Here is a 20,318-nt window from a genome sequence, read left to right as displayed (position 1 = left end):
TCCTCCGCGCACCGCGAACTGCAAGGGGTCCGTCGGGGCGTCGCGACCCGCGTCGACGCGGCGCAGAATGGGTGCACTCACGGTCGATATGTGTATGGTGTGGCTGTCGGCGGACCGCTCCGCACGACGACGGCACACCGCTCGGGGGCGCGGCAACGATGTGCGTTCTCCCATCCACGGAACAAGAGGAGTCTGGTGTCAGGCGCGAAGAAACTGGTCATCGTCGAGTCGCCGACCAAGATGAAGTCGATCGCCCAGTACCTCGGCGACGGCTACGAGGTGCTGTCCTCGGTCGGCCACATCCGTGACCTCATCGAGCCGAAGAACCTCCCGGCCGAGCTCAAGAAGGGCTCGCTCGGCAAGTTCTCCGTCGACGTCGAGCACGACTTCGAGCCGTACTACGTCGTGTCCGACGCGAAGAAGAAGACGGTCGCCGAGCTCAAGCGCGCCCTGAAGAACGCCGACGAGCTCCTGCTCGCGACGGATGAGGACCGCGAGGGCGAGGCCATCGCGTGGCACCTCCTGCAGGAGCTGAAGCCCAAGGTGCCCGTGCGTCGCATGGTCTTCCACGAGATCACCCGCGACGCCATCCAGAAGGCGAAGGACAACACGCGCGAGCTCGACACCGCGCTCGTCGACGCCCAGGAGACCCGCCGCATCCTCGACCGCCTCTACGGATACGAGGTGTCGCCGGTGCTGTGGCGCAAGGTCGGCCCCGGGCTGTCGGCCGGACGCGTCCAGTCGGCCGCCACGCGCCTCGTCGTCGACCGGGAGCGCGAGCGCCTCGCGTTCGTCGCAGCCGGGTACTGGGACCTCATCGGCCGGTTCGCGTCGTCGGCCGGCGAGGGCCAGCCGTCGTTCGAGGCGCGGCTGGTGCGCCTCGGCGGAGAGCGCGTCGCGACGGGCCGCGACTTCGACGACTCCGGCCGGCTGAAGGGCAGGGCGGTCGTCCTCGACGAGCCCACCGCCCATGCCCTGGCCGCCGCCCTGCGCGACGACGCCGTCGCCCGCCGGGTGAGCAAGGTCGAGTCGAAGCCGTACTCGCGTCGCCCCGCCGCCCCGTTCACGACCTCGACGCTGCAGCAGGAGGCCGCACGCAAGCTCCGGCTCTCGGCCCGCGACACGATGCGCGTCGCGCAGTCGCTGTACGAGAACGGGTACATCACCTATATGCGCACCGACTCCACGTCGCTGTCGCAGCAGGCGATCACGGCCGCCCGGACGCAGGCCACGTCCCTCTACGGCGCCGACTCGATCCCCGACCAGCCCCGCACCTACGCGAGCCGGTCGAAGAACGCGCAGGAGGCGCACGAGGCCATCCGCCCCTCGGGCGACGTGTTCCGCACGCCCGCCGAGCTCGAGAAGGTGCTCCGCGGCAGCGAGTTCAAGCTCTACGACCTCATCTGGAAGCGCACCGTCGCCTCGCAGATGGCCGACGCCAAGGGGCAGACCGCGACCGTCACGATCGAGGTCGGTCCCACGTCGGCGGATGCCGCGACGCCCGCCGAGGCATCCGCCGCCGTGGCCGGCACCATCGCCGAGTTCACGGCCAGCGGCACGGTCATCACGTTCCGCGGCTTCCTCGCCGCCTACGAGGAGGGCCGCGACGAGGAGCGCAACGCCGACGAGGCCCCAGGCGACGCCAAGCTGCCGCCGCTGAAGGAGGGCCAGGCGCTCGACCTCGCCGAGCTCGAGGCCAAGGGCCACGAGACGAGCCCGCCGCCGCGCTACACCGAGGCGAGTCTCGTGAAGCGACTCGAGGAGCTCGGCATCGGCCGTCCGTCGACGTTCGCGTCCATCATCTCCACGATCCTCGATCGCGGCTACGTCACGCAGCGCGGGCAGGCCCTCGTGCCGAGCTGGGTCGCGTTCAGCGTCGTCCGCCTCCTCGAGGAGCACTTCGGCGACCTCGTCGAGTACGACTTCACCGCGGAGATGGAGGACGACCTCGACCGGATCGCCTCCGGCGAGGCCGACCGCGTCGACTGGCTCAACGGGTTCTACTTCGGCTCCGACACGCACCGGGGACTCCGCCAGGTCGTCGACAACCTCGGCGACATCGACGCCCGCGAGATCAACTCGGTGCGCATCGCGCCCGACGTGACGCTCCGGATCGGCAAGTACGGTCCGTACCTCGAGACCGTGGATCCCGATGCGGCGCCCGACGCCGCGCCGCGCCGGGTCAACCTCCCGCCCGACCTCGCGCCCGACGAGCTCACCGAGGCCAAGGCCCGCGAGCTCATCGAGGCGCCCGTGCAGGGCGACCGGGTGCTCGGCGAGAACCCGGCCAACGGCAAGCAGGTCGTCGTCAAGGACGGCCGCTTCGGACCGTACGTCACCGAGCTCGAGCCCGAGCCCGAGGAGGCCGCGCCCGCGGTCGATCCCGCGACCGGCGAGGTCGTCGAGGCCAAGCCCAAGCGCGGTGCCAAGAAGGCCGTCGCACCGAAGCCGCGCACGGCGTCGCTGTTCAAGAGCATGCAGGTCGAGGAGATCGACCTCGACACCGCGCTGAAGCTGCTCGACCTCCCGCGCGTGGTGGGCCTCGACCCCGAGTCGGGCGACGAGATCACCGCGCAGAACGGCCGGTACGGGCCCTACCTGAAGAAAGGCGCCGACACCCGCACCCTGCCGAGCGAGGACGCGATCTTCGAGATCGGCCTCGACGGCGCGGTCGAGCTGTTCGCCCAGCCGAAGTACGGCGCCCGCCGGGCGTCGAGCGCCCTCAAGGAGTTCGACAACGACCCGGTGAGCGGCAAGCCCATCAAGGTGAAGGACGGCCGGTTCGGGCCCTACGTGACCGACGGCACCACGAACGCCACCATCCCGCGTGCGGAGTCGGTCGAGGACATCACCTTCGAGCGCGCAGTGGAGCTGCTGCAGATCAAGCGCGACAAGGGGCCCGCGGCGCCGCGCGCGAAGCGCACCACGACGGCGAAGAAGGCGCCGGCGAAGAAGGCGCCCGCCAAGAAGAGCAACGCGTGAGCCGCGGCGTCTTCATCACCCTCGAAGGCGGCGACGGCTCCGGCAAGACCACGCAGGCCGAGCTCCTGCGCGAATGGCTCTCGGGCGAGGGGCGCACCGTGGTGCGCACCCGCGAGCCCGGCGGCACCGAGGTCGGCGTCGAGATCCGCGAGATCGTGCTGCACCACCGCGGCGACATCTCGCCACGGGCCGAGGCGCTGCTCTACGCGGCCGACCGGGCGCACCACGTCGCCACGGTCGTGCGCCCCGCCCTCGAGCGGGGCGAGATCGTGATCCAGGATCGCTACATCGACTCGTCCGTCGCCTACCAGGGGGTCGGCCGCGTGCTCGACCCCGAGGCCGTGCGCGGCCTGTCCGAGTGGGCGACCGAGGGGCTCGCGCCCGACCTCACGATCCTCCTCGACCTCGACGCGGATGCCGCGCGGGGACGCCTCGACGAGGCGCGCACCCGCTACGACCGGCTCGAGGCCGAGGCATCCGAGTTCCACGACCGCGTGCGTGCCGCGTACCTCGGGCTCGCCGAGGCGGAGCCCGGCAGGTTCCTCGTGGTCGACGCCTCGCGGCCGGTCGACGAGATCGCCGGCGACATCCGCGGGCGCGTCGCGTCCCTGCTCTGAGCGACGCACAGCCCACGGTCGGAAGCGGAAGGTAGCGTGGTCGCGTGAGCGTGTGGGACGAGCTGACCGGGCAGGAGCCCGCGATCGGCGTGTTCCGCGCCGCTGCGGCGGCTGCGGGCGACGGCGCCTCGCAGCAGATGACCCACTCGTGGCTCATCACCGGCCCGCCCGGCTCCGGTCGCTCGAACCTCGCCTATGCGTTCGCGACCGCGCTCATCGCCGGCGATCCCGACGGCGACGAGCCGACCCGGATCCAGGTCGAGGTGCGCAGCCATCCCGACCTGCATGTGCTCGCCACCGAGGGCGTCATCATCAAGCGCGACGACGTGCGCGAGATCGTGAAGCGCTCCCACTACGCGCCGTCGGTCGGGCGGCACCGCGTCATCATCGTCGAGGACGCCGACCGCATGACCGAGCAGACGTCGAACTTCCTCCTGAAGGAGCTCGAGGAGCCGCCCGAGCGCACCGTGTGGATCCTCTGCGCGCCGAGCGAGGCCGACCTCATCCCGACGATCCGTTCCCGGGTCCGCACCGTGCGCCTGCAGATGCCCACCGTCGCCGAGGTCGCCGCGCTCCTCGTGCGTCGCGACGGCGTCGACGAGGCGCTCGCCGAGCGATCGGCGCGCGAGGCCCAGTGCCACATCGGCATGGCCCACCGCCTCGCCACGAGCGAGGAGGCCCGTGACCGACGCGCCGAGACGCTCCGGCTCGCGCTCGGCGTGCGCTCGGCCGCCACGGCGGTCGCGACCGCTGCCCGCTTCCTCGAGATCGCGGGCGACGACGCCAAGGCCATCACCGAGCTCCGCGACGCCGAGGAACGGGCGCACGCGCTGCACTCGCTCGGGCTCGCGCCCGGGCAGGCCGTGCCGGCCGCGCTCCGACCGCAGCTGAAGGCGCTCGAGGACGACCAGAAGCGCCGCGCCACCCGGAGCCTGCGCGACGGCATCGATCGCATCCTGGTCGACCTCGCCTCGCTCTACCGCGACGTCCTGCTCATCCAGCTCGACGCCGAGGTCGACCTCGTCAATCGCGAGATCGCCGAGCCGATGCGCCGGGCTGCGGCATCCGCCACGCCGGCGCAGACGCTCGCGACGCTCGACGCCATCCAGGAGGCGCGCGAGCGCATCGAGGGGAACGTGCAGCCCGCACTCGCCCTCGAGGCGATGCTCGTCAGCGCCATCCGCCCGACCGTGAACGAACGGGGAGCCGCATGACCGACCGACGCCCGAGCACGAGCGGCCCGATGCCGCGTGCCCGCCGCCTGGGCATCGGCGCCGTCGCCCTCGCGGTGCTCGCCGCCCTCACGGGATGCATGCCGACCTTCCTCGACCAGTCGAAGCCGGTCTCGACGCCGACCGGGGAGGACGTCGCCGCCGACCTGCAGCCGTTCTACTCGCAGGTGCTGGAGTGGGAGCGCTGCGGCGACGGGCTGGGCTGCGCCACCGCCAAGGCCCCGCTCGACTGGGACGACCCGGGAAAGGGCGACGTCGAGCTGGCCCTGGTGCGGCACGTCGCGACGGGCGATCGCATCGGCTCCCTGCTCGTGAATCCCGGCGGTCCGGGCGGCTCGGGCTACGACTTCATCGCCGAGTCGCTCGAGTACGCCGTCGGACAGCCGCTGCAGGAGCGGTTCGACGTCGTCGGCTTCGACCCGCGGGGCGTCGGCCGTTCGACCGCGGTCGAGTGCTACGACGCGGCGCAGATGGACGACTACCTCTACGGCATCGTGCCGGCCGAGCGCGGCAGCGACGAGTGGATCGAGTTCGTGGGCGATGCCGCCGGCGACTTCGGCACGGCCTGCGCCGAGCAGACCGGCGACCTGCTCGGCGAGGTCGACACCGTGAGCGCGGCCCGCGACCTCGACCTGCTGCGCGCGATCCTCGGCGACGAGCAGCTCAACTACCTCGGGTACTCGTACGGCACGTTCCTCGGCGCCACCTACGCCGACCTCTACCCCGAGAAGGTCGGGCGGCTGGTGCTCGACGGCGCGATCGATCCGTCGGCGAGCGACACCGAGGTCACGCAGGCGCAGGCCGTGGGCTTCGAGCACGCCCTGCGCGCCTACCTCGAGGACTGCCTCACCGGCACCGACTGCCCGTTCACCGGCTCGGTCGACGCCTCGATGCAGGAGGTCGCCGAGCTCCTCGCCTCGGTCGACCGGAGCCCCCTGCGCGGCTCGGATGGCCGCATGGTCGGCGCCGACACGCTGCTGACGGCGATCATCTACCCGCTCTACAGCCCCGAGTCGTGGCCGTACCTCAGCCAGATGCTCGAGTCGGTCATGCTCGGCGATGCCGACCTCGCCCTCTCGTTCGCCGACGGGTACAACGGGCGCAACGAGGACGGCACGTATCGCGACAACTCGACCGAGGCGTTCCGCGCCGTGAACTGCCTCGACTACACCTACCAGGCCGACGTGGAGGTCATGCGCGAGAAGGCGGCCGCCATCGCACAGGCGGCCCCGACGATCGGTCCGTACTTCGGCTTCGGCGACCTGAGCTGCAACCAGTGGCCGTACCAGGGCGACCGGGAGCGCGGCGAGATCCACGCGACCGGCGCGGCACCCATCTTCGTGGTCGGCACCACGGGCGACCCCGCCACGCCCTACGACTGGGCGGTCTCGCTCGCCGACCAGCTCGACAGCGGCGTGCTCGTCACCTACCAGGGCGAGGGGCACACCGCCTACAACAAGTCCAACGCCTGCGTCAGCGACGCCGTCGAGTCCTACCTCATCGACGGAACCGTCCCGGCGAGCGACCCGCGCTGCTGACGTGGTCAACGACGCTCGCGAAACCCGCTAACATAGACTCTCGTGCCAGCCGGATCGCCTGAGGCGAGACGGATGCCACGCCGCCTTAGCTCAGTCGGCAGAGCGATTCACTCGTAATGAATAGGTCGAGGGTTCGATTCCCTCAGGCGGCTCGCGAGACACGAAGGGCCCGGAGTGATCCGGGCCCTTCGTCGTCGGTGCGGTGCAGGCTCGACGATCAGCCGATGACCTTCCGGATCTCCGTCGCGTATGCCGCGTAGCCGGTGGCGTTCGGATGGAAGCCGATCGTCGTGTCGAGCCACGACCAGTCGTTGATCCACGCGTTCCGGCTGCCGATCCCGTGCCCGGCGAACGCGGCCTCGACGTCGACGAACACCGCGCCGTTCGCCGCCGCGGCGGCCGCCACGGCGTCGTTCAGTGCGGCGGTGTCGACGTTCACACGCGCCGCCCAGGTGTAGCCGCTGGGCTCGTTGAAGAGGAGCGGATACCCCGCCACCACGACCTTCGCCTCGGGCGCCCGCGCGCGGATCGCCTGCACCACCGCGGCCACGTTCGCCGCCACCGTGCCGTTCGCGATGAGGGTCTCGGCGGTGGCGAGGCTCGACTGGCACGAGCTTGTGATGACGATCACGAAGCAGTTCTGCATGACCGTCGAGAACCCGACGTCGTTGCCGACCGCGGTGAGCGTCACGCGCTTCGCGGTCGTCGGGATCGCCGGAACCTGCGAGGAGATCACGGTCGTGGTGGAGGCACCGGTGCAGGCCGGGAACGCCGTGAGCCGGAGGTTCGCGTCGGCGTCGAGCAGCTTCGGGTAGCCGAGCGAGCTGCGGTTGCAGGCGGTGTCGAGGTACGGCCGTGCGCCGGTTCCGGCGGCGAACGAGTCGCCGACCGCGGCGTACTCGAGTTCCGTGGTCCCGCCGCCGCCCGAGCCGCCGCCTCCGCCGCCCGGGGGCTTGCCGGGCTTGTCGGGCTTGCCGGCCGAGACCGCTGCCGTCGCGGCATCCGCTGGACCTGCGACCGCTGCGCCGAGGGCGAGCGTCGCGGCGGCGAGGAGCGCGGCGCCGATCAGGGCGAGCCGACGGGTCGCCGGCTCGCGTTCCGCGCGGATCACAGTGCGGCCCGGATCGTGTTCGCGTATGCCAGGTACCCGGCCGGGGTCGGGTGGAACGCCTCGAGCGAGGGCGGCGGGATGATCCACGGATCGGCCGATCCGATGCCGTGGCCGGCGAAGGCGTCGACCACGTCGACGTACTGGAATCCCGGGCCCGAGGCCAGGGTCGCCGCCGCGATCACCCGGTTGAGGGCGATCACGCCGTTGTTCACGAACGCCGACTGCGGGATGGCGGGATCGAGCAGGAGCGGATAGCCCGTGACCACGACGGTCGCCTTCGGCGCGGACGCCCGGACGGTCGCGAAGGTCGTGACGAGGTCCTGCGCGAGCGGGGCGAGGTTCGCCAGGGCGGCCTGCACGGCGGCCTGGCACTGCTCCGGCGTTCCGGTCAGGCAGGCGATCGTGACCGCCTCGAGGCCGAGGTCGTTGGCGCCGGCCGTGAACGTGATGAGCCGGGTGCGCAGGTCGAGTCCGCCGAGCTGGTCCGCCGCGACGTCGTCGACGGAGGCACCGACGCAGCCGCGCAGCGACGAGTGCTGGGCCCGGCCGGGATCATCGGCGAGATCGGCCGCGTAGCCGTTCGGGCTCGTGAGGCACAGGTCGAGGTAGTCGCCGCCGCCGACGCCGGCGGCGTACGAGTCGCCGAGGGCGGCATAGGACGACTTGTCGGGGGAGGGGCCCGGGCCACCGGGTGCCGCGTGGGCGGGCAGAGCGCCGAAGACCGTCGCCGAGGCGACGAGGATCGAAGCGCTGGCGAGCGTCGCGACACGCCGGGAACTCGACAGCGTTGTCATGCACGGAGGGTAGTGCCTGAGCGCGTGATCCCGCGCGACCCAGTTCGGGGGCGGACGTACGTCGCCCGGGCTCGTCGACCCGACACCTGCGTGCGGACGCCCCCGTTGCGAGCGCGATGCGGACGCATGAACGCCGGGCCCCGTCAAGGGGGCGCGGCGCGGACGGAGGCTCGTTATCCTTGCGGCACGTCCGACGTGTCGATGACCCGATCGACCGCGAGTTCGAGCATCGGAGGCCCGATGGGCAAACTCACCTACGACTCCACCCTCACCGTCGACTTCGACGACCGCGTCCTCGCCCACCTGCAGCTGGTGATCGGGGCGAAGCTCCGTCGGGCCGAGTCGTTCTACTTCAGCTGGCGGGACGACCCCGCCATCGGCGACGGCCGCAGCACGCTGTGGCTGCATCCGACCATCCCGCTCCACTTCAAGTACGCCGGCGGGCGCCAGCCGTCGATCAACCGCGCGTGGATCGACCTGCTGATGAGCGCGGCGAACTCGCCGAGCGGGTTGCACCTGATGCCCGAGCCCGAGGACACGGGGGCCGGCGGAGAGCGGGAGTCATGAAGCGCATCGGCATCATCTACGCCGGACGGGACTTCTCGGTCGGCCAGGAGGACTTCGACCAGATGAAGGAGGAGATCGAGGCGGCGCATCGCACCGGAGTCGCCACCTGGATCTCGGTCAACCACGGCGAGGGCCGGCCCCAGCCGGCCGAGCTGCTCGTCGGCCCGGGCATCCCCATCGCCATCCTGCCGATCCCGCCCGACCCCGTCGAGCCGGCGCGGCCCGGGGAGGTGGACGCCGCTGCCGCGGCGGCGGAGGGCGACGCCCGGGGCGCGGGCACGGTGACGACGGCCACGCAGGGCGAGATCGGCCCCGACGGCGAGCCGGTCCCGGTCGAGTAGCGGCCCGGGCGCCGGCCGGCGGGGCGGCTCAGACCTCGTCGGTCCAGTCGTACCCCGACGTGCCCTCGGGCTCGACCGCCGAGGGCCGTGCCACCGGGTGCATCGGCGCGAGATCGGCGGTGAGCGCGCGCAGGCGGGCGACGAGCGGCTCGTCGACGATCTCCTCGCCCGCGTCGCCGTCGAGCGACTCCGTGACGAGCTGGCTCGCGGGTCCGACGAGGAAGTTGACCACGCCGAGCGTTCCGTCGGTGTGTCGCACGGGGATCTCGATCGCCGCAGCCGACCCCTGCCGCGCGAGCGCCGCGGCGTACTCGACGAGGGCTCGTGCCACCTCCGTGCCCGTCAGGAAGCGGTCGCCGGCGTAGTAGATCCGTTCCATGGGGTCCACGAAAACAGTCGCGCCGATCTCGGGCAATCCCTTGACTCTGGCGCAGCGACCCGGGAAGCGTCGTGACCGGCGGTGCCGCGTCGCAGCCTGATCGCGCTCTCGCGGCGGCACTAGGCTGGCGCCATGACCGATCGACTGCGCTGGGGCATCCTCGCGACGGGCGGCATCGCCCACGCCTTCACGAACGACCTGCGGCTCAACGGCTTCACCGTCCAGGCGGTGGGCTCCCGCACCCAGGCGTCCGCGGACGCGTTCGCCGCCGAGTTCGAGATCCCGAACGCGCACGGCAGCTACGAGTCACTCGCCGGCGACCCCGAGGTCGACGTGGTGTACGTATCGACGCCGCACCCGCTGCACGCGGGCGCCGCGCGCCTCCTGCTCGAGGCGGGCAAGCACGTGCTCGTCGAGAAGCCGTTCACGGTGAACGCCCGTGAGGCGCAGGAGATCGCCGACCTCGCCGCTTCGCGCGGGCTCCTCGCCCTCGAGGCGATGTGGACCCGCTACCTTCCGCACATGGCCCGCGTGCGCGAGATCATCGCCGAGGGCACGCTGGGCGAGGTGCGCACCCTCATCGTCGACCACACCCAGAAGCTCTCCGCCGACCCCGCGCACCGCATCAACGCGCTCGAGCTCGGCGGCGGCGCGCTGCTCGACCTCGGCGTCTACCCCGTCTCGTTCTCGTGGGACCTGTTCGGCGCGCCGCTCACGATCCAGTCGACCGCCACCTTCAAGGACACGGGTGCCGATGCGCAGATCGCGAACATCTTCGGCTACGACGGGGGTCGCGTCGCCTCGATGCTGTCGGCGACCGACACGCTCGGACCGAACACCGCCGTCGTGATCGGCACGGAGGCGCGCATCGAGATCGACCCCGTCTGGTACACCCCCACGAGCTTCCGCGTGATCGACGCCGACGGCGCCGTGCTCGAGGAGTTCCGCTCCGAGGTCACCGGCCGCGGCATGCACTTCCAGGCGGAGGCCGTCGAGCGGCTCGTCGCCGAGGGCGACCTGCGGGGCGACCTGCTCACGATCGACGAGTCGGTCGCGATCATGGGCACGCTCGACGCGATCCGCGAGCAGATCGGGCTGCGCTACCCGGGCGAGTGACGGTCAGCCGGCGTTCGGGCGACGGTCAGGTTCCGCTGCGGGCCGCCGCGTACAATTCCCCGAATGGTCGACGAAACGGATGCCGCGGGCGACGCCCGTCCGTCGGGCGACCCCGCGGGCGACGCCCGTCCGTCGGGTGACCCCGTCGGCCCGCTCGAGCCTGCTGGGCAGGTCGACCCCGCAGGACCGGCCGGACCCGTCGACGCCGCGGCCGGGCCCGTCGACGCCGCGGCCGGGCCCACGGCCCACCGGCAGGGGTTCGGGGCATCCGTCGCCGCGTTCGCACGCAGGCACCGCCTCGCGCTCTCGATCACCGCCGGCGCGGTCGCGCTCGCGCTGCTCGGAACGGGGGCCGTGTTCGCCGGCGCCGTCGTCGCGGGCGGCGACCGCGTCGAGGCCACCGCCGCCACGTCGACCCCCACGCCCACCGCCGACCCGGCCCGCCCGGCGCCCGCGTCCGCCGCGGCCGCGAGCCGGATCCGCACCTGCTCGGTCGGCGACCGCGCCGCCGACGGCCGCCTCGCGAACCTGCAGGCGCAGGTCGTGAACGCCACGACGGGCGAGGTGCTCTACGACCGAGGCGGCAGCACGGCGTCGCGCACCGCGAGCGTCATGAAGGTGCTCACGTCGGCCGCGGCCCTCTCGGTGCTCGGCCCCGACTACCGCGCCACGACGACCGTCGTGAAGGGCTCGGAGCCCGGCTCGGTCGTGCTCGTCGGCGGCGGCGACGTGACGCTCTCGCGCACCTCGAGCGGCGACGAGACCGTCTACCCGGGTGCTGCGCACCTCGACGACCTCGCCGCGCAGGTGCGCGCGGCATGGGACGCCGACCCGTCGAACCCGCCGCTCACCAAGCTGATCCTCGATGCGAGCTACTTCGGCGGCGACGAATGGGAGCCCAGTTGGGACCCGGCGGAGCGCGAGTACGGCTACATGTCGAACATCACGGCGCTGCAGGTCGACGGCGACCGCGACGACCCGAACGCCGAGACCTCCTGGCGCAGCGGCGACCCCATCGGTCGCGCCGGCGACGCGTTCGCCGGCGAGCTCGGCGGCATCTCGGTGATCGAGCGCGGCACCGCCCCCGCGGGTGCGGCACAGCTCGGAGCCGTCTCGTCGCCCACCGTGGCGCAGCTCATCGACAAGGCCCTCGTCGTCTCCGACAACTCCGTGGCCGAGATGCTCGGGCGCCTCGTCGCCATCAAGACGGGTGCGGGCAACACGTTCGGCGCGATCAACGCGGGCGTGCTGCAGGGTCTCGCCGCGTACGGCGTCGACACCACGGGCGTCACCGTGGTCGACGGCTCGGGTCTCAGCGACAACAATGCGGTCCCGCCGTCGTACCTCACCCGGCTGTTCGTGAAGATCAACGCCCGCGAGGCGAACCTCGGCGTCATCATGGACGGCCTGCCGGTCTCTGGTCAGCGCGGCTCCCTCTCGTACAGCGACCGGTTCGCGGGCGACAACGCCGTGGCCGACGGCGCCGTCTCGGCGAAGACCGGCTGGATCGAGACCGGCTATACGCTCACGGGCGTCATCCGCGCGCAGGACGGCGCGACGCTCACCTTCGCGATCTACGCGCTCGGCGACGTCTCCGACGACACCAAGCAGGCCATCGACACGCTCACGACCGGCTTCTTCCTCTGCGGCGACAACCTGTCGAACACATGACCGGCTCGGGCGCGACGGCGAGGGCGGGCGAGCAGCGGATGCCGCGAGCCGACGTCGCGGCGCTCACGCGCCGCCTCGTGGCGGTCGACGCGACCAACCCGTCGCTCGTGCCCGGCGGCGCCGGCGAGCGGGAGCTCGCGGAGCTCGTCGCCGCGTGGCTGGCCGAGCGCGGCTTCGACGTGCGGCTGGTCGGCGCGGATCCGTCGCGGCCGAGCGTGCTGGCGCGCCGTCGCGGCCTGGGCGGCGGCCGCACACTGCTGCTCGCCGGCCACCTGGACACCGTGGGCGGGACCGGCGCCGGCGCGGACGCCGGCACGGCCGGGTCGGATGCCCCGGGCGACGAGCCCGGCGCGCACGGACCCGATCCCGACCGCATCGCCGGCCGCGGCGCCTACGACATGGCGGGCGGGCTCGCCGCGGCGATGGTCGCGGCGGCGGCCGCTCCCGAGGACCTCCCCGGCGACGTCGTGCTCGCGTTCGCGTCCGACGAGGAGTTCGGCTCGGTCGGCATGGAGGAGCTGCTGGCGGCGCTCGACGCGGAGGATGCGGGGGACGGCGACGATGCGGGCGCGGCCGGCGGCGCGGCATCCGCTCGGCTCGCCCTGCCGCGCCCCGACGGGGCGATCGTGCTCGAGCCGACCGACCTCGAGGTGACCCTCGCGCACCGCGGCTTCGCGTGGTACCGCGTCGAGTACGAGGGCGTAGCCGCGCACGGGTCGCAACCCGAGCTCGGCATCGACGCGATCGACAACGCGATCGACGGACTCGTCGCCCTGCGCGCGCTCGCCGCCGACCTCGGCGCGCGGCCGCGGCATCCGCTGCTCGGGGCCGGCAGCGTGCGCGTGGCGACGATCGAGGGCGGCACGGATGCCGCGACCGTCGCCGCCCGCTGCGTGCTCGTCGTCGAACGGCGCACCCTGCCCGGCGAGCCCGATCCGGGCGCCGAGCTCGAGCGCGTGCTCGCGCCCTCGCGGCCGGCCCGCGTCGTGGAGCTCGTCGCGCGGCCGGGGATGGAGGCCGAGCCGGCGTCCCCGATCGCGCGGGCGGTGCTGGCATCGGTCGAGCGCGCGAGCGGTGCGCCCGCCGTGCGTCGCGGCGACCCGTGGTGGACGGATGCCGGCCTCATCGCGGCCGCGGGGATCCCCGCGGTGCTCGTGGGCCCCGTCGGCGGTGGCGCGCACGCCGACGAGGAGTGGGTGTCGGCGGACTCGCTGGAGCGGCTCGTCGACGTCGTCGCTGGCGCCATCGGCGCATTCTGTGGGGAGAATGGACCGTAGGGCGATGGCCGGAGAGCGGAAGGAGCACCCGTGACGAGGGCACTGTTCATCATCGACGTGCAGAACGACTTCACCGAGGGCGGCGCGCTGGGCGTGCAGGGAGGTGCGGCCGTCGCCGCAGGCGTGACCGAGCTGCTCGAGAAGCACCGCGACGTCTACAAGGTCGTCGTCGCGTCGCGCGACTGGCACGACGCCGACAACGACAACGGCGGGCACTTCGCCACCGACGACGAGCCCGACTTCGTCGACACGTGGCCCGAGCACTGCGTCGCCGGCAGCGACGGCGCCGAGTACCACCCGGCGTTCGACGCGTCGGTCGTCGACATCCACGTGCGCAAGGGGCAGGGCGTGCCGGCGTACTCGATCTTCGAGGGCATCGACGACGACGGCCGCCCGGTCGCGCACCACCTCGACGAGCTCGGCATCACCGATGTCGACCTCGTCGGCCTCGCGACCGACTACTGCGTGCGGGCGAGCGGCCTCGACGCCATCGAGCACGGCCGCCACGTGCGCGTGTTCACCGACCTCGTCGCGGGCGTCACCCCCGCGAGCTCGGACGCCGCGCTCGCCGAGCTCGGCCACGCGGGCGCCGAGATCACGGAGTCCTCGGTGCTCGACGAGGCGACGGCGTGAGGCAGGTGCGCGCCGCCGACGTCCCCACGCTGCACGCCGAGAGCCCCGACGGGGTGCTCATCGCGTATCGCGTGCACGGCGACCTTACGGCACCCGCGGATGCCCCGCGCCCGCCGGTGCTCCTGGTGCACGGCTTCGCCTCGAACGCCGCGGTCACGTGGGAGGGCACCGGCTGGGTGCGGTCGCTCCGCGACGCCGGACGCGCCGCGATCGACGTCGACCTCCGCGGCCACGGCGACAGCGACAAGCCGGTCGACGCCGACGACTACGCGCCCGAGCGCCTCGGCGGCGACCTCGTCGCGGTGCTCGATTCGGCGGGCGTCGACGTGGTCGACGTCGTCGGCTACTCGATGGGCAACCGCGTGGTGTCGGCGCTCACCGAGCTCGCGCCCGAGCGCGTCCGGCGCGTCGTGATCGGCGGCGCGGGCCCGAACGAGCTCTTCGCCAGCTGGGACCTCGACGACGCACGCGGCGTGCTCGAGCGCGACGAGCCCGCCCGCAACCCCGTCATCGAGCAGGTCCTGCGCCCGGCGATCGCGGCCGGCGCCGACCGCGAGTCGCTCCTCGCCTGCATCGAGGGCGTCTCGGGCGCGCCGCTCGTGATCCCGGGCGACATCCCGACGCTGTTCGTCGCCGGCGAGGACGACCCCGTGCCCCAGGGTGCACGCGAACTCGCGCTCGAGTGGGACGCCGACTACGTGTCGATCCCCGGCCGCGACCACGTCTCGACGCTCACCTCCCGCGCGTTCAAGGACGCGGCGCTGGCGTTCCTCGCCTGAGCGCGGCCCGCCCTCACCAGCCGAGGCCGCGGAACACGCCCTTGACCCCGTCGGGCAGGCGGCTGCCGTAGACGCGCCGCCAGAGGAACCCCGTGAGCGCCGCCTTGCGCGCCGGGCTCAAGCGGCTCCGGCGGATCTCGGCGATGCCCGACCGCCGCAGCGCCTGCGCCTGCGCGGCGTCGTGCGGCCAGCGCTTCGAGAGGCTCCCCGCCATGTAGTACTTCGTGCACAGCGCCTCGGGCACGCGGACGAACTCCCCGACGAGTGCGAGCCCGAGCAGCCAGGTCCAGTCGGCCGAGAACTCGCCCTGCTGGTTGGGATGGATCCCGCCCACCTCGACGAAACCCGACGTGCGGAAGAGGCCGCGGTTCGGCACCCACCAGTTCTCGGGACGGCGGACCATGACACGTCCGCGGTCGACGGCGCTCGAGAGCCCCTCGAGCTCGTCGAACGCGTGCAGGTGCTCGGTGCCGTCGAGCTCGTGCACGTGCATGTCGCTGAAGGCGAGCACGGCGCGGTCGTTCCCCCGGAGCGCCTCGACCAGGCGCTCCACGTAGGTCGGGGCCACGACGTCGTCGTGGAACGCGAAGAACATGAGCTCGCCGTCGGCCCGCGCCATGAGGTCGTTCGAGTTGCGCAGCCAGCCCAGGTTGCCGTCGCGCTCGACGATCCGCACGTTCGGACGGTCCGCGGCGAAGCGCCGCACGACCTCGAGCGTGTCGTCGGTCGAGCAGTCGTCGCCGATGAGGACCTCGAGGTGCGGCCACGTCTGCGCCGACAGGCTCTCGAGCGTGCGCAGGATGAACGCCGCTCCGTTGTAGGTCGGAACGAGCGCGGTGACGAGCGGCTGCCACGTCTCCCGGCCGTTCGGCGTCACGGTCGCCATCAGCCGGCGATCCCGGCGGCGAGCTCGCGTGCGAGCCACGGCGCGGTCGAGTACTTGCCGGTGTCCACCGAGAAGTACGTCCCGGTCCGCTCGACGCCGTAGCGGTCGCGACGATGAAGGCCCGAACGCGGGTCGTCGAGGGCGCCGGCGCCCCGCGCGTAGACGAAGCCGCCGTGCACGACGGTCGACTCCGCCTCGTCGAACACCCGGCCGATCCCGGGCATGAGCGGCTCGAGGGCGGCTCGGACACGACCGACGAACGCCTCGGCCTCGGGCCCCGACGGGAGTTCGGGGGCGGCCAGCTCGAGTTCGGAGGACTCGGCGACGAGGCCGGCCGGGTACCACGACAGGTAGAAGTCCCGGCCGTTGTAGTTCTTGACGTCGCCGAAGGGCCCGACGGCGACCAGCGCGCTCGGCGCGACGCACGCCGTGCGGGTCCGGATGAACACGCACTGGCGGAAGCGATGGGTCCACGGCGGCTGGGGGACGAGCCCGGCGCCGGCGTCGATCGCCAGCCGCCCGCCCCACAGTGCGTTCACCACCACGTTGACGCGCTCGTCGTCGCCGTCCGTGCGCACGCGCCAGGCGTCACGTTCCCCGTCCGCGGGCTCCACGCCGAGCACCGTCGTGTCGAGTCGGAGCGTCACGCCGGGCTCCGACGCGATGACGACGGCCAGGCGGTCCGCGACCCAGCGGGTCTCGACCGACCGCTCGGGGACGCGGAAGCCCGCGACGATGTCGTCTCCGGCGAGGGTGCCGAGCTCGTCGGGGTCGATCTCGGCGGTGCGGGCGTCGGAGACGTCGACGAGGTAGCGGTCGGCGTCGGGATGCTCCCGGACGAGATCGCTGACCGCCTCGAACTTCGCACGCAAGGTCTCGGGTCCGACCACGGATCGGCGGTGCACGAGGTAGATGTCGTCGTCGGCCGTGACGTGCCCGTCGAGGTCCTCGCCGAGGAGCTCTCGCAGGCGGTCCTCGAACTGCAGGCCGCCCGTGAGGAGATGCCGCGCGGTGGCCAGCGTGGGGTCGGCTCCGTAGATGTAGCCGAGGTGGATCTTGCCCTCGTTCCAGCGGCTCGCGGCCGCCATGGGGGCCGGCTCGCGGTCGTAGACCGTCACGTCGAACCCGCGGCGGGCGAGGTGGATGGCGACGGCGCAGCCCATGATCCCGGCGCCGAGCACCGCGACCCGTCGACGGCTCATGAGGCGTCCTCGGTCGTGGCGTCGTCATCGGTCGTGTACTCGGCGGGATCGAAGGGCCCGTCGGCGAACACGATGAGCGTCGAGCCGTCGTCGAGGTAGGTCTGCTGCGCCCACACGCCCGCCTCGATCAGCACAGCGGGCCGCTGCTCGTCGAGGACTACGCTGGCGTGCTCGCCGTGGCGGCTGAGATCGACCCGGATCGTGCCGCTCGCACGGAACAGCACCTGCCGCACGCGCCGATGCGCATGGCCGCCGCGCACAGCGCCCCGCGGCGCGCGGACGACGAACGATCGCGCCACGGTCAGGCCGACCTCGTCGAGGGTGATGTGCGTGAGCGTTCCGCGATCGTCGCGGAACGACTCGAGCTCCAGGATGCGCACCTGCCCGTCGAGCACGGTCGGGATCGTCGACACTCGCACCTCCACACGTGTCTCGGCCGTCATCGGTCGCGCGGATGCGGCGGTGAGCCGCACGGCCCGCAGGGAACGAGTCTGGCAGATGCGGGGTCAGAGCGTGTGCCCGAGCTTGAAGCCCTTCGCCTCGTCGCCCTTGCGCGTGTACGAGAAGCCGTCGGCGCCGATGGTCACCTCCATCTCGGAGTCGTCGGTGCGGCTGACCACGGGCTGCGGGTTCCCGTCGAGGTCGAGCACGAGCGAGGCCTCCGTGTACCACGACGGCACGACGGGGTTGCCCCACCAGTCGCGGCGCTGGTTGTCGTGCACGTCCCACGTGACGACGGGGTTGTCGGGGTCGCCCGTCCAGTAGTCCTGCGTGTAGATCTCGACGCGGTGCCCGTCGGGGTCCCGAAGGTAGAGGTAGAAGGCGTTCGAGACGCCGTGGCGGCCCGGGCCCCGCTCGATGACGTCCGACATCCGCAGCGCGCCGAGCTTGTCGCAGATCGCGATGATGTTGTGCTTCTCGTGGGTCGAGAACGCGATGTGGTGCAGGCGGGGTCCGTCGCCGCCGGTCATCGCGGTGTCGTGCACGGTGGGCTTGCGGCGCATCCAGGCCGCGTACGTCGTGCCGGCCTGGTCCTGGATGTCCTCCGTCACGCGGAAGCCGAGGTCCTCCATGTACTTCACTGCCCGCGGCACGTCGGGCGTGACCTGGTTGAAGTGGTCGAGGCGCACGAGGCATCCGGGGGTCTGCAGGTCGTAGCGCCAGGCGAGGCGCTCGACGTGCTCGACCTCGTGGAAGAACTCGTAGGGGAAGCCGAGCGGGTCCTCGACGCGCACCGAGTCGCCGATGCCCTTCGCGAAGCCCTCGGGGCGGCGCTCGACGCGGCATCCGAGCTCGGAGTAGAACGCGACGGCGCGGTCGAGGTCCTCGGGGGTGCGCACGCGGTACGAGAACGCGGCGGCGGCCGCGACCGGGCCCTTGCGCAGCACGAGGTTGTGGTGGATGAACTCCTCGAAGCTGCGCAGGTAGATCGCCTCGTCGTCCTCCTCGGTCACGACGAGCCCCAGCACGTCGACGTAGAACGCGCGGGACGCGGCGAGGTCGGTGACGACGAGGTCGAGGTAGGCGCAGCGCACCACGTCGGGCGGCGTCGCGGCGGGCGTGGGGATCGGGTTCGAGGCGGCGATCGGGTCGGTGTCCGTCACGACGGGCTCTGGGCCGTCTCCGGTGACGACGTGGTCGGTGCTCATGTCAGCGTCCTTGCTTCGAGGGTTCGGTCGGTCAGTGGCTCGTGGTCGCCGAGTGCGTGCCGAACCGCGGCGAGTGCGCCTCGTTCAGCGTGATGTGCACGGCCTGCTGGTCGGTGTAGAAGTCGATCGAGCGGTAGCCGCCCTCGTGCCCGAGGCCCGACGCCTTGACGCCGCCGAAGGGCGTGCGGAGGTCGCGCACGTTGTTCGAGTTCAGCCACACCATGCCGGCCTCGACGGCCTGCGAGAAGTTGTGCGCACGCTGCAGGTCGTTGGTCCAGATGTAGGCGGCGAGGCCGTACCTCACGCCGTTGGCGAGCGCGAGGGCCTCCTCGTCGGTGTCGAACGGGGTGATCGCGACGACCGGGCCGAAGATCTCCTCCTGGAAGATCCGCGCGTCGGGCGCGACGTCCGCGAACACAGTGGGGGCGACGTAGTTGCCGGTGCCGAGGCCCTCGGGGCGGCCGCCGCCGGCGACGAGGCGGCCCTCGCCCTTGCCGATCTCGACGTACGACATGACCTTGTCGTAGTGCTCGGGGTGCACGAGCGAGCCCACCTCGGTGGCGGGGTCGTGCGGGTCGCCGACGACGATGTTGCGCGCGCGCTCGGCGTAGCGCTCGACGAACTCGTCGTAGATCGGGCGCTCCACGAGGATGCGGCTGCCCGCCGTGCAGCGCTCGCCGTTCAGCGAGAACACGCCGAAGACGGTCGCGTCGAGCGCCTGCTCGAGGTCGGCGTCGGCGAACACGACCGCCGGGCTCTTGCCGCCGAGCTCCATCGACAGGCCCTTCAGGAACGGCGCGGCGTTGCCGAAGATGAGCTGCCCGGTGCGGCTCTCGCCCGTGAACGAGATGAGCGGCACATCCGGATGCTTCACCAGCGCGTCGCCCGCCTCCTCGCCGAGCCCGTTGACCAGGTTGAACACGCCCGCCGGCACGCCCGCCTCGCGGAGGATGTCGGCCCACAGCGACGCGGACAGCGGCGTGAACTCCGCGGGCTTCAGCACCACGGTGTTGCCCGTCGCGAGCGCGGGGGCGAGCTTCCACGACTCGAGCATGAACGGCGTGTTCCACGGCGTGATGAGGCCCGCGACGCCGATGGGCTTGCGGTTCACGTAGTTCACCTGGCGGCCGGGCACCTTGTAGGTGTCGTCGCGCTGGGCGACGATCAGGTCGGCGAAGAACCGGAAGTTCTCGGCGGCGCGCTGCGCCTGGCCGAGCGCCTGCGTGATCGGCAGGCCCGTGTCGAAGGTCTCGAGCTCGGCGAGCCGGGCGTCCTGCGTCTCCACGAGGTCGGCGATGCGGTGCAGCACCCGAGCGCGGGCGCGGGGGAGCATGCGCGGCCACGGTCCGTCGGTGAACGCGCGGCGGGCGGCGGCCACCGCTCGGTCGACGTCGGCCCGCTGTCCGGCGGCAGCTTGCACGTAGGGCTCGTTCGTGACCGGGTCGAGCACGTCGAACACCTCGCCGCCGAGCGAGTCGACGAACTCGCCGTCGATGTAGTGGCGGATGCGGTCGGGCAGTCCCTCGGGGATGTGGTGCGTCATG

The 20,318-nt window shown here is 72.4% G+C and carries 19 protein-coding genes and 1 tRNA gene; 12 read left to right on the top strand and 8 right to left on the bottom strand.

The genetic code is table 11. From position 1 onward, the window contains the following. The first annotated feature begins 195 nt into the window (after nt 1-195). The 5 genes from topA (at nt 196) to FYC51_RS02360 (ending at nt 6,521) form a co-directional block, all read left to right on the top strand. Complete coding sequence (gene topA, locus FYC51_RS02380; RefSeq protein ID WP_148732085.1) at nt 196-2,982, top strand: type I DNA topoisomerase; 2,787 nt, start codon at nt 196-198, stop codon at nt 2,980-2,982. Continuing rightward, the gene (tmk, locus tag FYC51_RS02375; protein WP_148732084.1) at nt 2,979-3,599 is read left to right on the top strand and encodes a dTMP kinase; all 621 of its coding nucleotides are present in this window, start codon (nt 2,979-2,981) and stop codon (nt 3,597-3,599) included. Before topA ends, tmk begins: the two co-directional genes overlap by 4 nt. 44 nt (nt 3,600-3,643) lie before the next feature. Then, nucleotides 3,644-4,813, top strand: a complete 1,170-nt coding sequence (locus tag FYC51_RS02370; protein ID WP_148732083.1) for a DNA polymerase III subunit delta' — start codon at nt 3,644-3,646, stop codon at nt 4,811-4,813. After that, nucleotides 4,810-6,369 (top strand): alpha/beta hydrolase, encoded by a 1,560-nt coding sequence (locus FYC51_RS02365; protein WP_148732082.1) that lies wholly within the window; start codon nt 4,810-4,812, stop codon nt 6,367-6,369. The genes FYC51_RS02370 and FYC51_RS02365 overlap by 4 nt, the downstream gene beginning before the upstream one ends. A 79-nt stretch (nt 6,370-6,448) precedes the next feature. Continuing rightward, nucleotides 6,449-6,521, top strand: a tRNA-Thr gene (locus FYC51_RS02360). Between the two features lie 65 nt (nt 6,522-6,586). On the opposite strand, the gene FYC51_RS02355 is transcribed toward FYC51_RS02360, so the two are convergent. Together FYC51_RS02355 and FYC51_RS02350 are read right to left on the bottom strand one after the other, a co-directional pair. Further along, a complete protein-coding gene (locus FYC51_RS02355) occupies nt 6,587-7,480 on the bottom strand; it encodes an SGNH/GDSL hydrolase family protein (protein WP_187432454.1) in 894 nt (297 codons plus the stop codon). Then, on the bottom strand, nt 7,477-8,274 hold the full coding sequence (locus tag FYC51_RS02350; RefSeq protein ID WP_148732080.1) for an SGNH/GDSL hydrolase family protein: 798 nt from the start codon (nt 8,272-8,274) through the stop codon (nt 7,477-7,479). Before FYC51_RS02350 ends, FYC51_RS02355 begins: the two co-directional genes overlap by 4 nt. A 240-nt stretch (nt 8,275-8,514) precedes the next feature. Here FYC51_RS02350 and FYC51_RS02345 point away from each other — a divergent pair, with 240 nt between their 5' ends. After that, nucleotides 8,515-8,841, top strand: a complete 327-nt coding sequence (locus FYC51_RS02345) for a DUF7882 family protein (RefSeq protein ID WP_148732079.1) — start codon at nt 8,515-8,517, stop codon at nt 8,839-8,841. After that, nucleotides 8,838-9,182 carry a hypothetical protein gene (locus tag FYC51_RS02340; protein WP_148732078.1) on the top strand — a complete coding sequence of 115 codons (345 nt, stop codon included), beginning with the start codon at nt 8,838-8,840 and terminating at the stop codon, nt 9,180-9,182. Before FYC51_RS02345 ends, FYC51_RS02340 begins: the two co-directional genes overlap by 4 nt. Nucleotides 9,183-9,210: 28 nt before the next feature. Here FYC51_RS02340 and FYC51_RS02335 read toward each other — a convergent pair whose 3' ends face one another. Beyond that, nucleotides 9,211-9,561 carry a hypothetical protein gene (locus FYC51_RS02335; protein ID WP_148732077.1) on the bottom strand — a complete coding sequence of 117 codons (351 nt, stop codon included), beginning with the start codon at nt 9,559-9,561 and terminating at the stop codon, nt 9,211-9,213. Between the two features lie 132 nt (nt 9,562-9,693). On the opposite strand from FYC51_RS02335, the gene FYC51_RS02330 reads away from it, so the two are divergent. From FYC51_RS02330 to FYC51_RS02310, 5 genes are all read left to right on the top strand, one after another. Beyond that, the gene (locus FYC51_RS02330; RefSeq protein ID WP_148732076.1) at nt 9,694-10,677 is read left to right on the top strand and encodes a Gfo/Idh/MocA family protein; all 984 of its coding nucleotides are present in this window, start codon (nt 9,694-9,696) and stop codon (nt 10,675-10,677) included. Between the two features lie 63 nt (nt 10,678-10,740). Then, on the top strand, nt 10,741-12,348 hold the full coding sequence (locus FYC51_RS02325) for a D-alanyl-D-alanine carboxypeptidase/D-alanyl-D-alanine-endopeptidase (RefSeq protein ID WP_222863191.1): 1,608 nt from the start codon (nt 10,741-10,743) through the stop codon (nt 12,346-12,348). Then, entirely contained in the window at nt 12,345-13,625 is a 1,281-nt protein-coding gene (locus FYC51_RS02320; protein WP_148732075.1) for a M20/M25/M40 family metallo-hydrolase, read from the top strand. Before FYC51_RS02325 ends, FYC51_RS02320 begins: the two co-directional genes overlap by 4 nt. Nucleotides 13,626-13,655: 30 nt before the next feature. Beyond that, a complete protein-coding gene (locus FYC51_RS02315) occupies nt 13,656-14,258 on the top strand; it encodes an isochorismatase family protein (protein WP_148732074.1) in 603 nt (200 codons plus the stop codon). After that, the gene (locus FYC51_RS02310) at nt 14,255-15,037 is read left to right on the top strand and encodes an alpha/beta fold hydrolase (protein ID WP_238476172.1); all 783 of its coding nucleotides are present in this window, start codon (nt 14,255-14,257) and stop codon (nt 15,035-15,037) included. The genes FYC51_RS02315 and FYC51_RS02310 overlap by 4 nt, the downstream gene beginning before the upstream one ends. A 13-nt stretch (nt 15,038-15,050) precedes the next feature. On the opposite strand, the gene FYC51_RS02305 is transcribed toward FYC51_RS02310, so the two are convergent. The 5 genes from FYC51_RS02305 to hpaE all read right to left on the bottom strand — a co-directional run bounded on the left by FYC51_RS02305 (nt 15,051) and on the right by hpaE (nt 20,317). Next, on the bottom strand, nt 15,051-15,923 hold the full coding sequence (locus FYC51_RS02305) for a glycosyltransferase (RefSeq protein ID WP_148732073.1): 873 nt from the start codon (nt 15,921-15,923) through the stop codon (nt 15,051-15,053). Next, nucleotides 15,923-17,125 carry an NAD(P)/FAD-dependent oxidoreductase gene (locus FYC51_RS02300; protein WP_148732072.1) on the bottom strand — a complete coding sequence of 401 codons (1,203 nt, stop codon included), beginning with the start codon at nt 17,123-17,125 and terminating at the stop codon, nt 15,923-15,925. Before FYC51_RS02300 ends, FYC51_RS02305 begins: the two co-directional genes overlap by 1 nt. Continuing rightward, nucleotides 17,122-17,538, bottom strand: coding sequence for a sugar 3,4-ketoisomerase (locus tag FYC51_RS02295; RefSeq protein WP_187432453.1), 417 nt, complete (start codon nt 17,536-17,538; stop codon nt 17,122-17,124). The genes FYC51_RS02300 and FYC51_RS02295 overlap by 4 nt, the downstream gene beginning before the upstream one ends. Nucleotides 17,539-17,631: 93 nt before the next feature. Next, nucleotides 17,632-18,774, bottom strand: a complete 1,143-nt coding sequence (gene hpaD / locus FYC51_RS02290) for a 3,4-dihydroxyphenylacetate 2,3-dioxygenase (RefSeq protein WP_148732070.1) — start codon at nt 18,772-18,774, stop codon at nt 17,632-17,634. 31 nt (nt 18,775-18,805) lie between these two features. Next, on the bottom strand, nt 18,806-20,317 hold the full coding sequence (hpaE, locus tag FYC51_RS02285; RefSeq protein ID WP_148732069.1) for a 5-carboxymethyl-2-hydroxymuconate semialdehyde dehydrogenase: 1,512 nt from the start codon (nt 20,315-20,317) through the stop codon (nt 18,806-18,808). Between the last annotated feature and the right edge of the window lies 1 nt (nt 20,318).

This window comes from Agromyces mariniharenae (assembly GCF_008122505.1).
Classification (GTDB): Bacteria; Actinomycetota; Actinomycetes; order Actinomycetales; family Microbacteriaceae; genus Agromyces; species Agromyces mariniharenae.
Note: the sequence above shows the minus strand (reverse complement) of the source record. Positions and strands in the feature narration are given on the sequence as shown.

Excerpts from the sequence above, each read along its gene's own strand:
- hpaE (WP_148732069.1), bottom strand. The coding sequence starts at position 20,317 with ATGACGCACCACATCCCCGAGGGACTGCCCGACCGCATCCGCCACTAC.
- FYC51_RS02340 (WP_148732078.1), top strand. The coding sequence starts at position 8,838 with ATGAAGCGCATCGGCATCATCTACGCCGGACGGGACTTCTCGGTCGGC.
- FYC51_RS02325 (WP_222863191.1), top strand. The coding sequence starts at position 10,741 with ATGGTCGACGAAACGGATGCCGCGGGCGACGCCCGTCCGTCGGGCGAC.
- FYC51_RS02365 (WP_148732082.1), top strand. The coding sequence starts at position 4,810 with ATGACCGACCGACGCCCGAGCACGAGCGGCCCGATGCCGCGTGCCCGC.
- FYC51_RS02305 (WP_148732073.1), bottom strand. The coding sequence starts at position 15,923 with ATGGCGACCGTGACGCCGAACGGCCGGGAGACGTGGCAGCCGCTCGTC.
- FYC51_RS02345 (WP_148732079.1), top strand. The coding sequence starts at position 8,515 with ATGGGCAAACTCACCTACGACTCCACCCTCACCGTCGACTTCGACGAC.
- hpaD (WP_148732070.1), bottom strand. The coding sequence starts at position 18,774 with ATGAGCACCGACCACGTCGTCACCGGAGACGGCCCAGAGCCCGTCGTG.
- FYC51_RS02300 (WP_148732072.1), bottom strand. The coding sequence starts at position 17,125 with ATGAGCCGTCGACGGGTCGCGGTGCTCGGCGCCGGGATCATGGGCTGC.
- FYC51_RS02320 (WP_148732075.1), top strand. The coding sequence starts at position 12,345 with ATGACCGGCTCGGGCGCGACGGCGAGGGCGGGCGAGCAGCGGATGCCG.
- FYC51_RS02330 (WP_148732076.1), top strand. The coding sequence starts at position 9,694 with ATGACCGATCGACTGCGCTGGGGCATCCTCGCGACGGGCGGCATCGCC.
- FYC51_RS02335 (WP_148732077.1), bottom strand. The coding sequence starts at position 9,561 with ATGGAACGGATCTACTACGCCGGCGACCGCTTCCTGACGGGCACGGAG.
- FYC51_RS02350 (WP_148732080.1), bottom strand. The coding sequence starts at position 8,274 with ATGACAACGCTGTCGAGTTCCCGGCGTGTCGCGACGCTCGCCAGCGCT.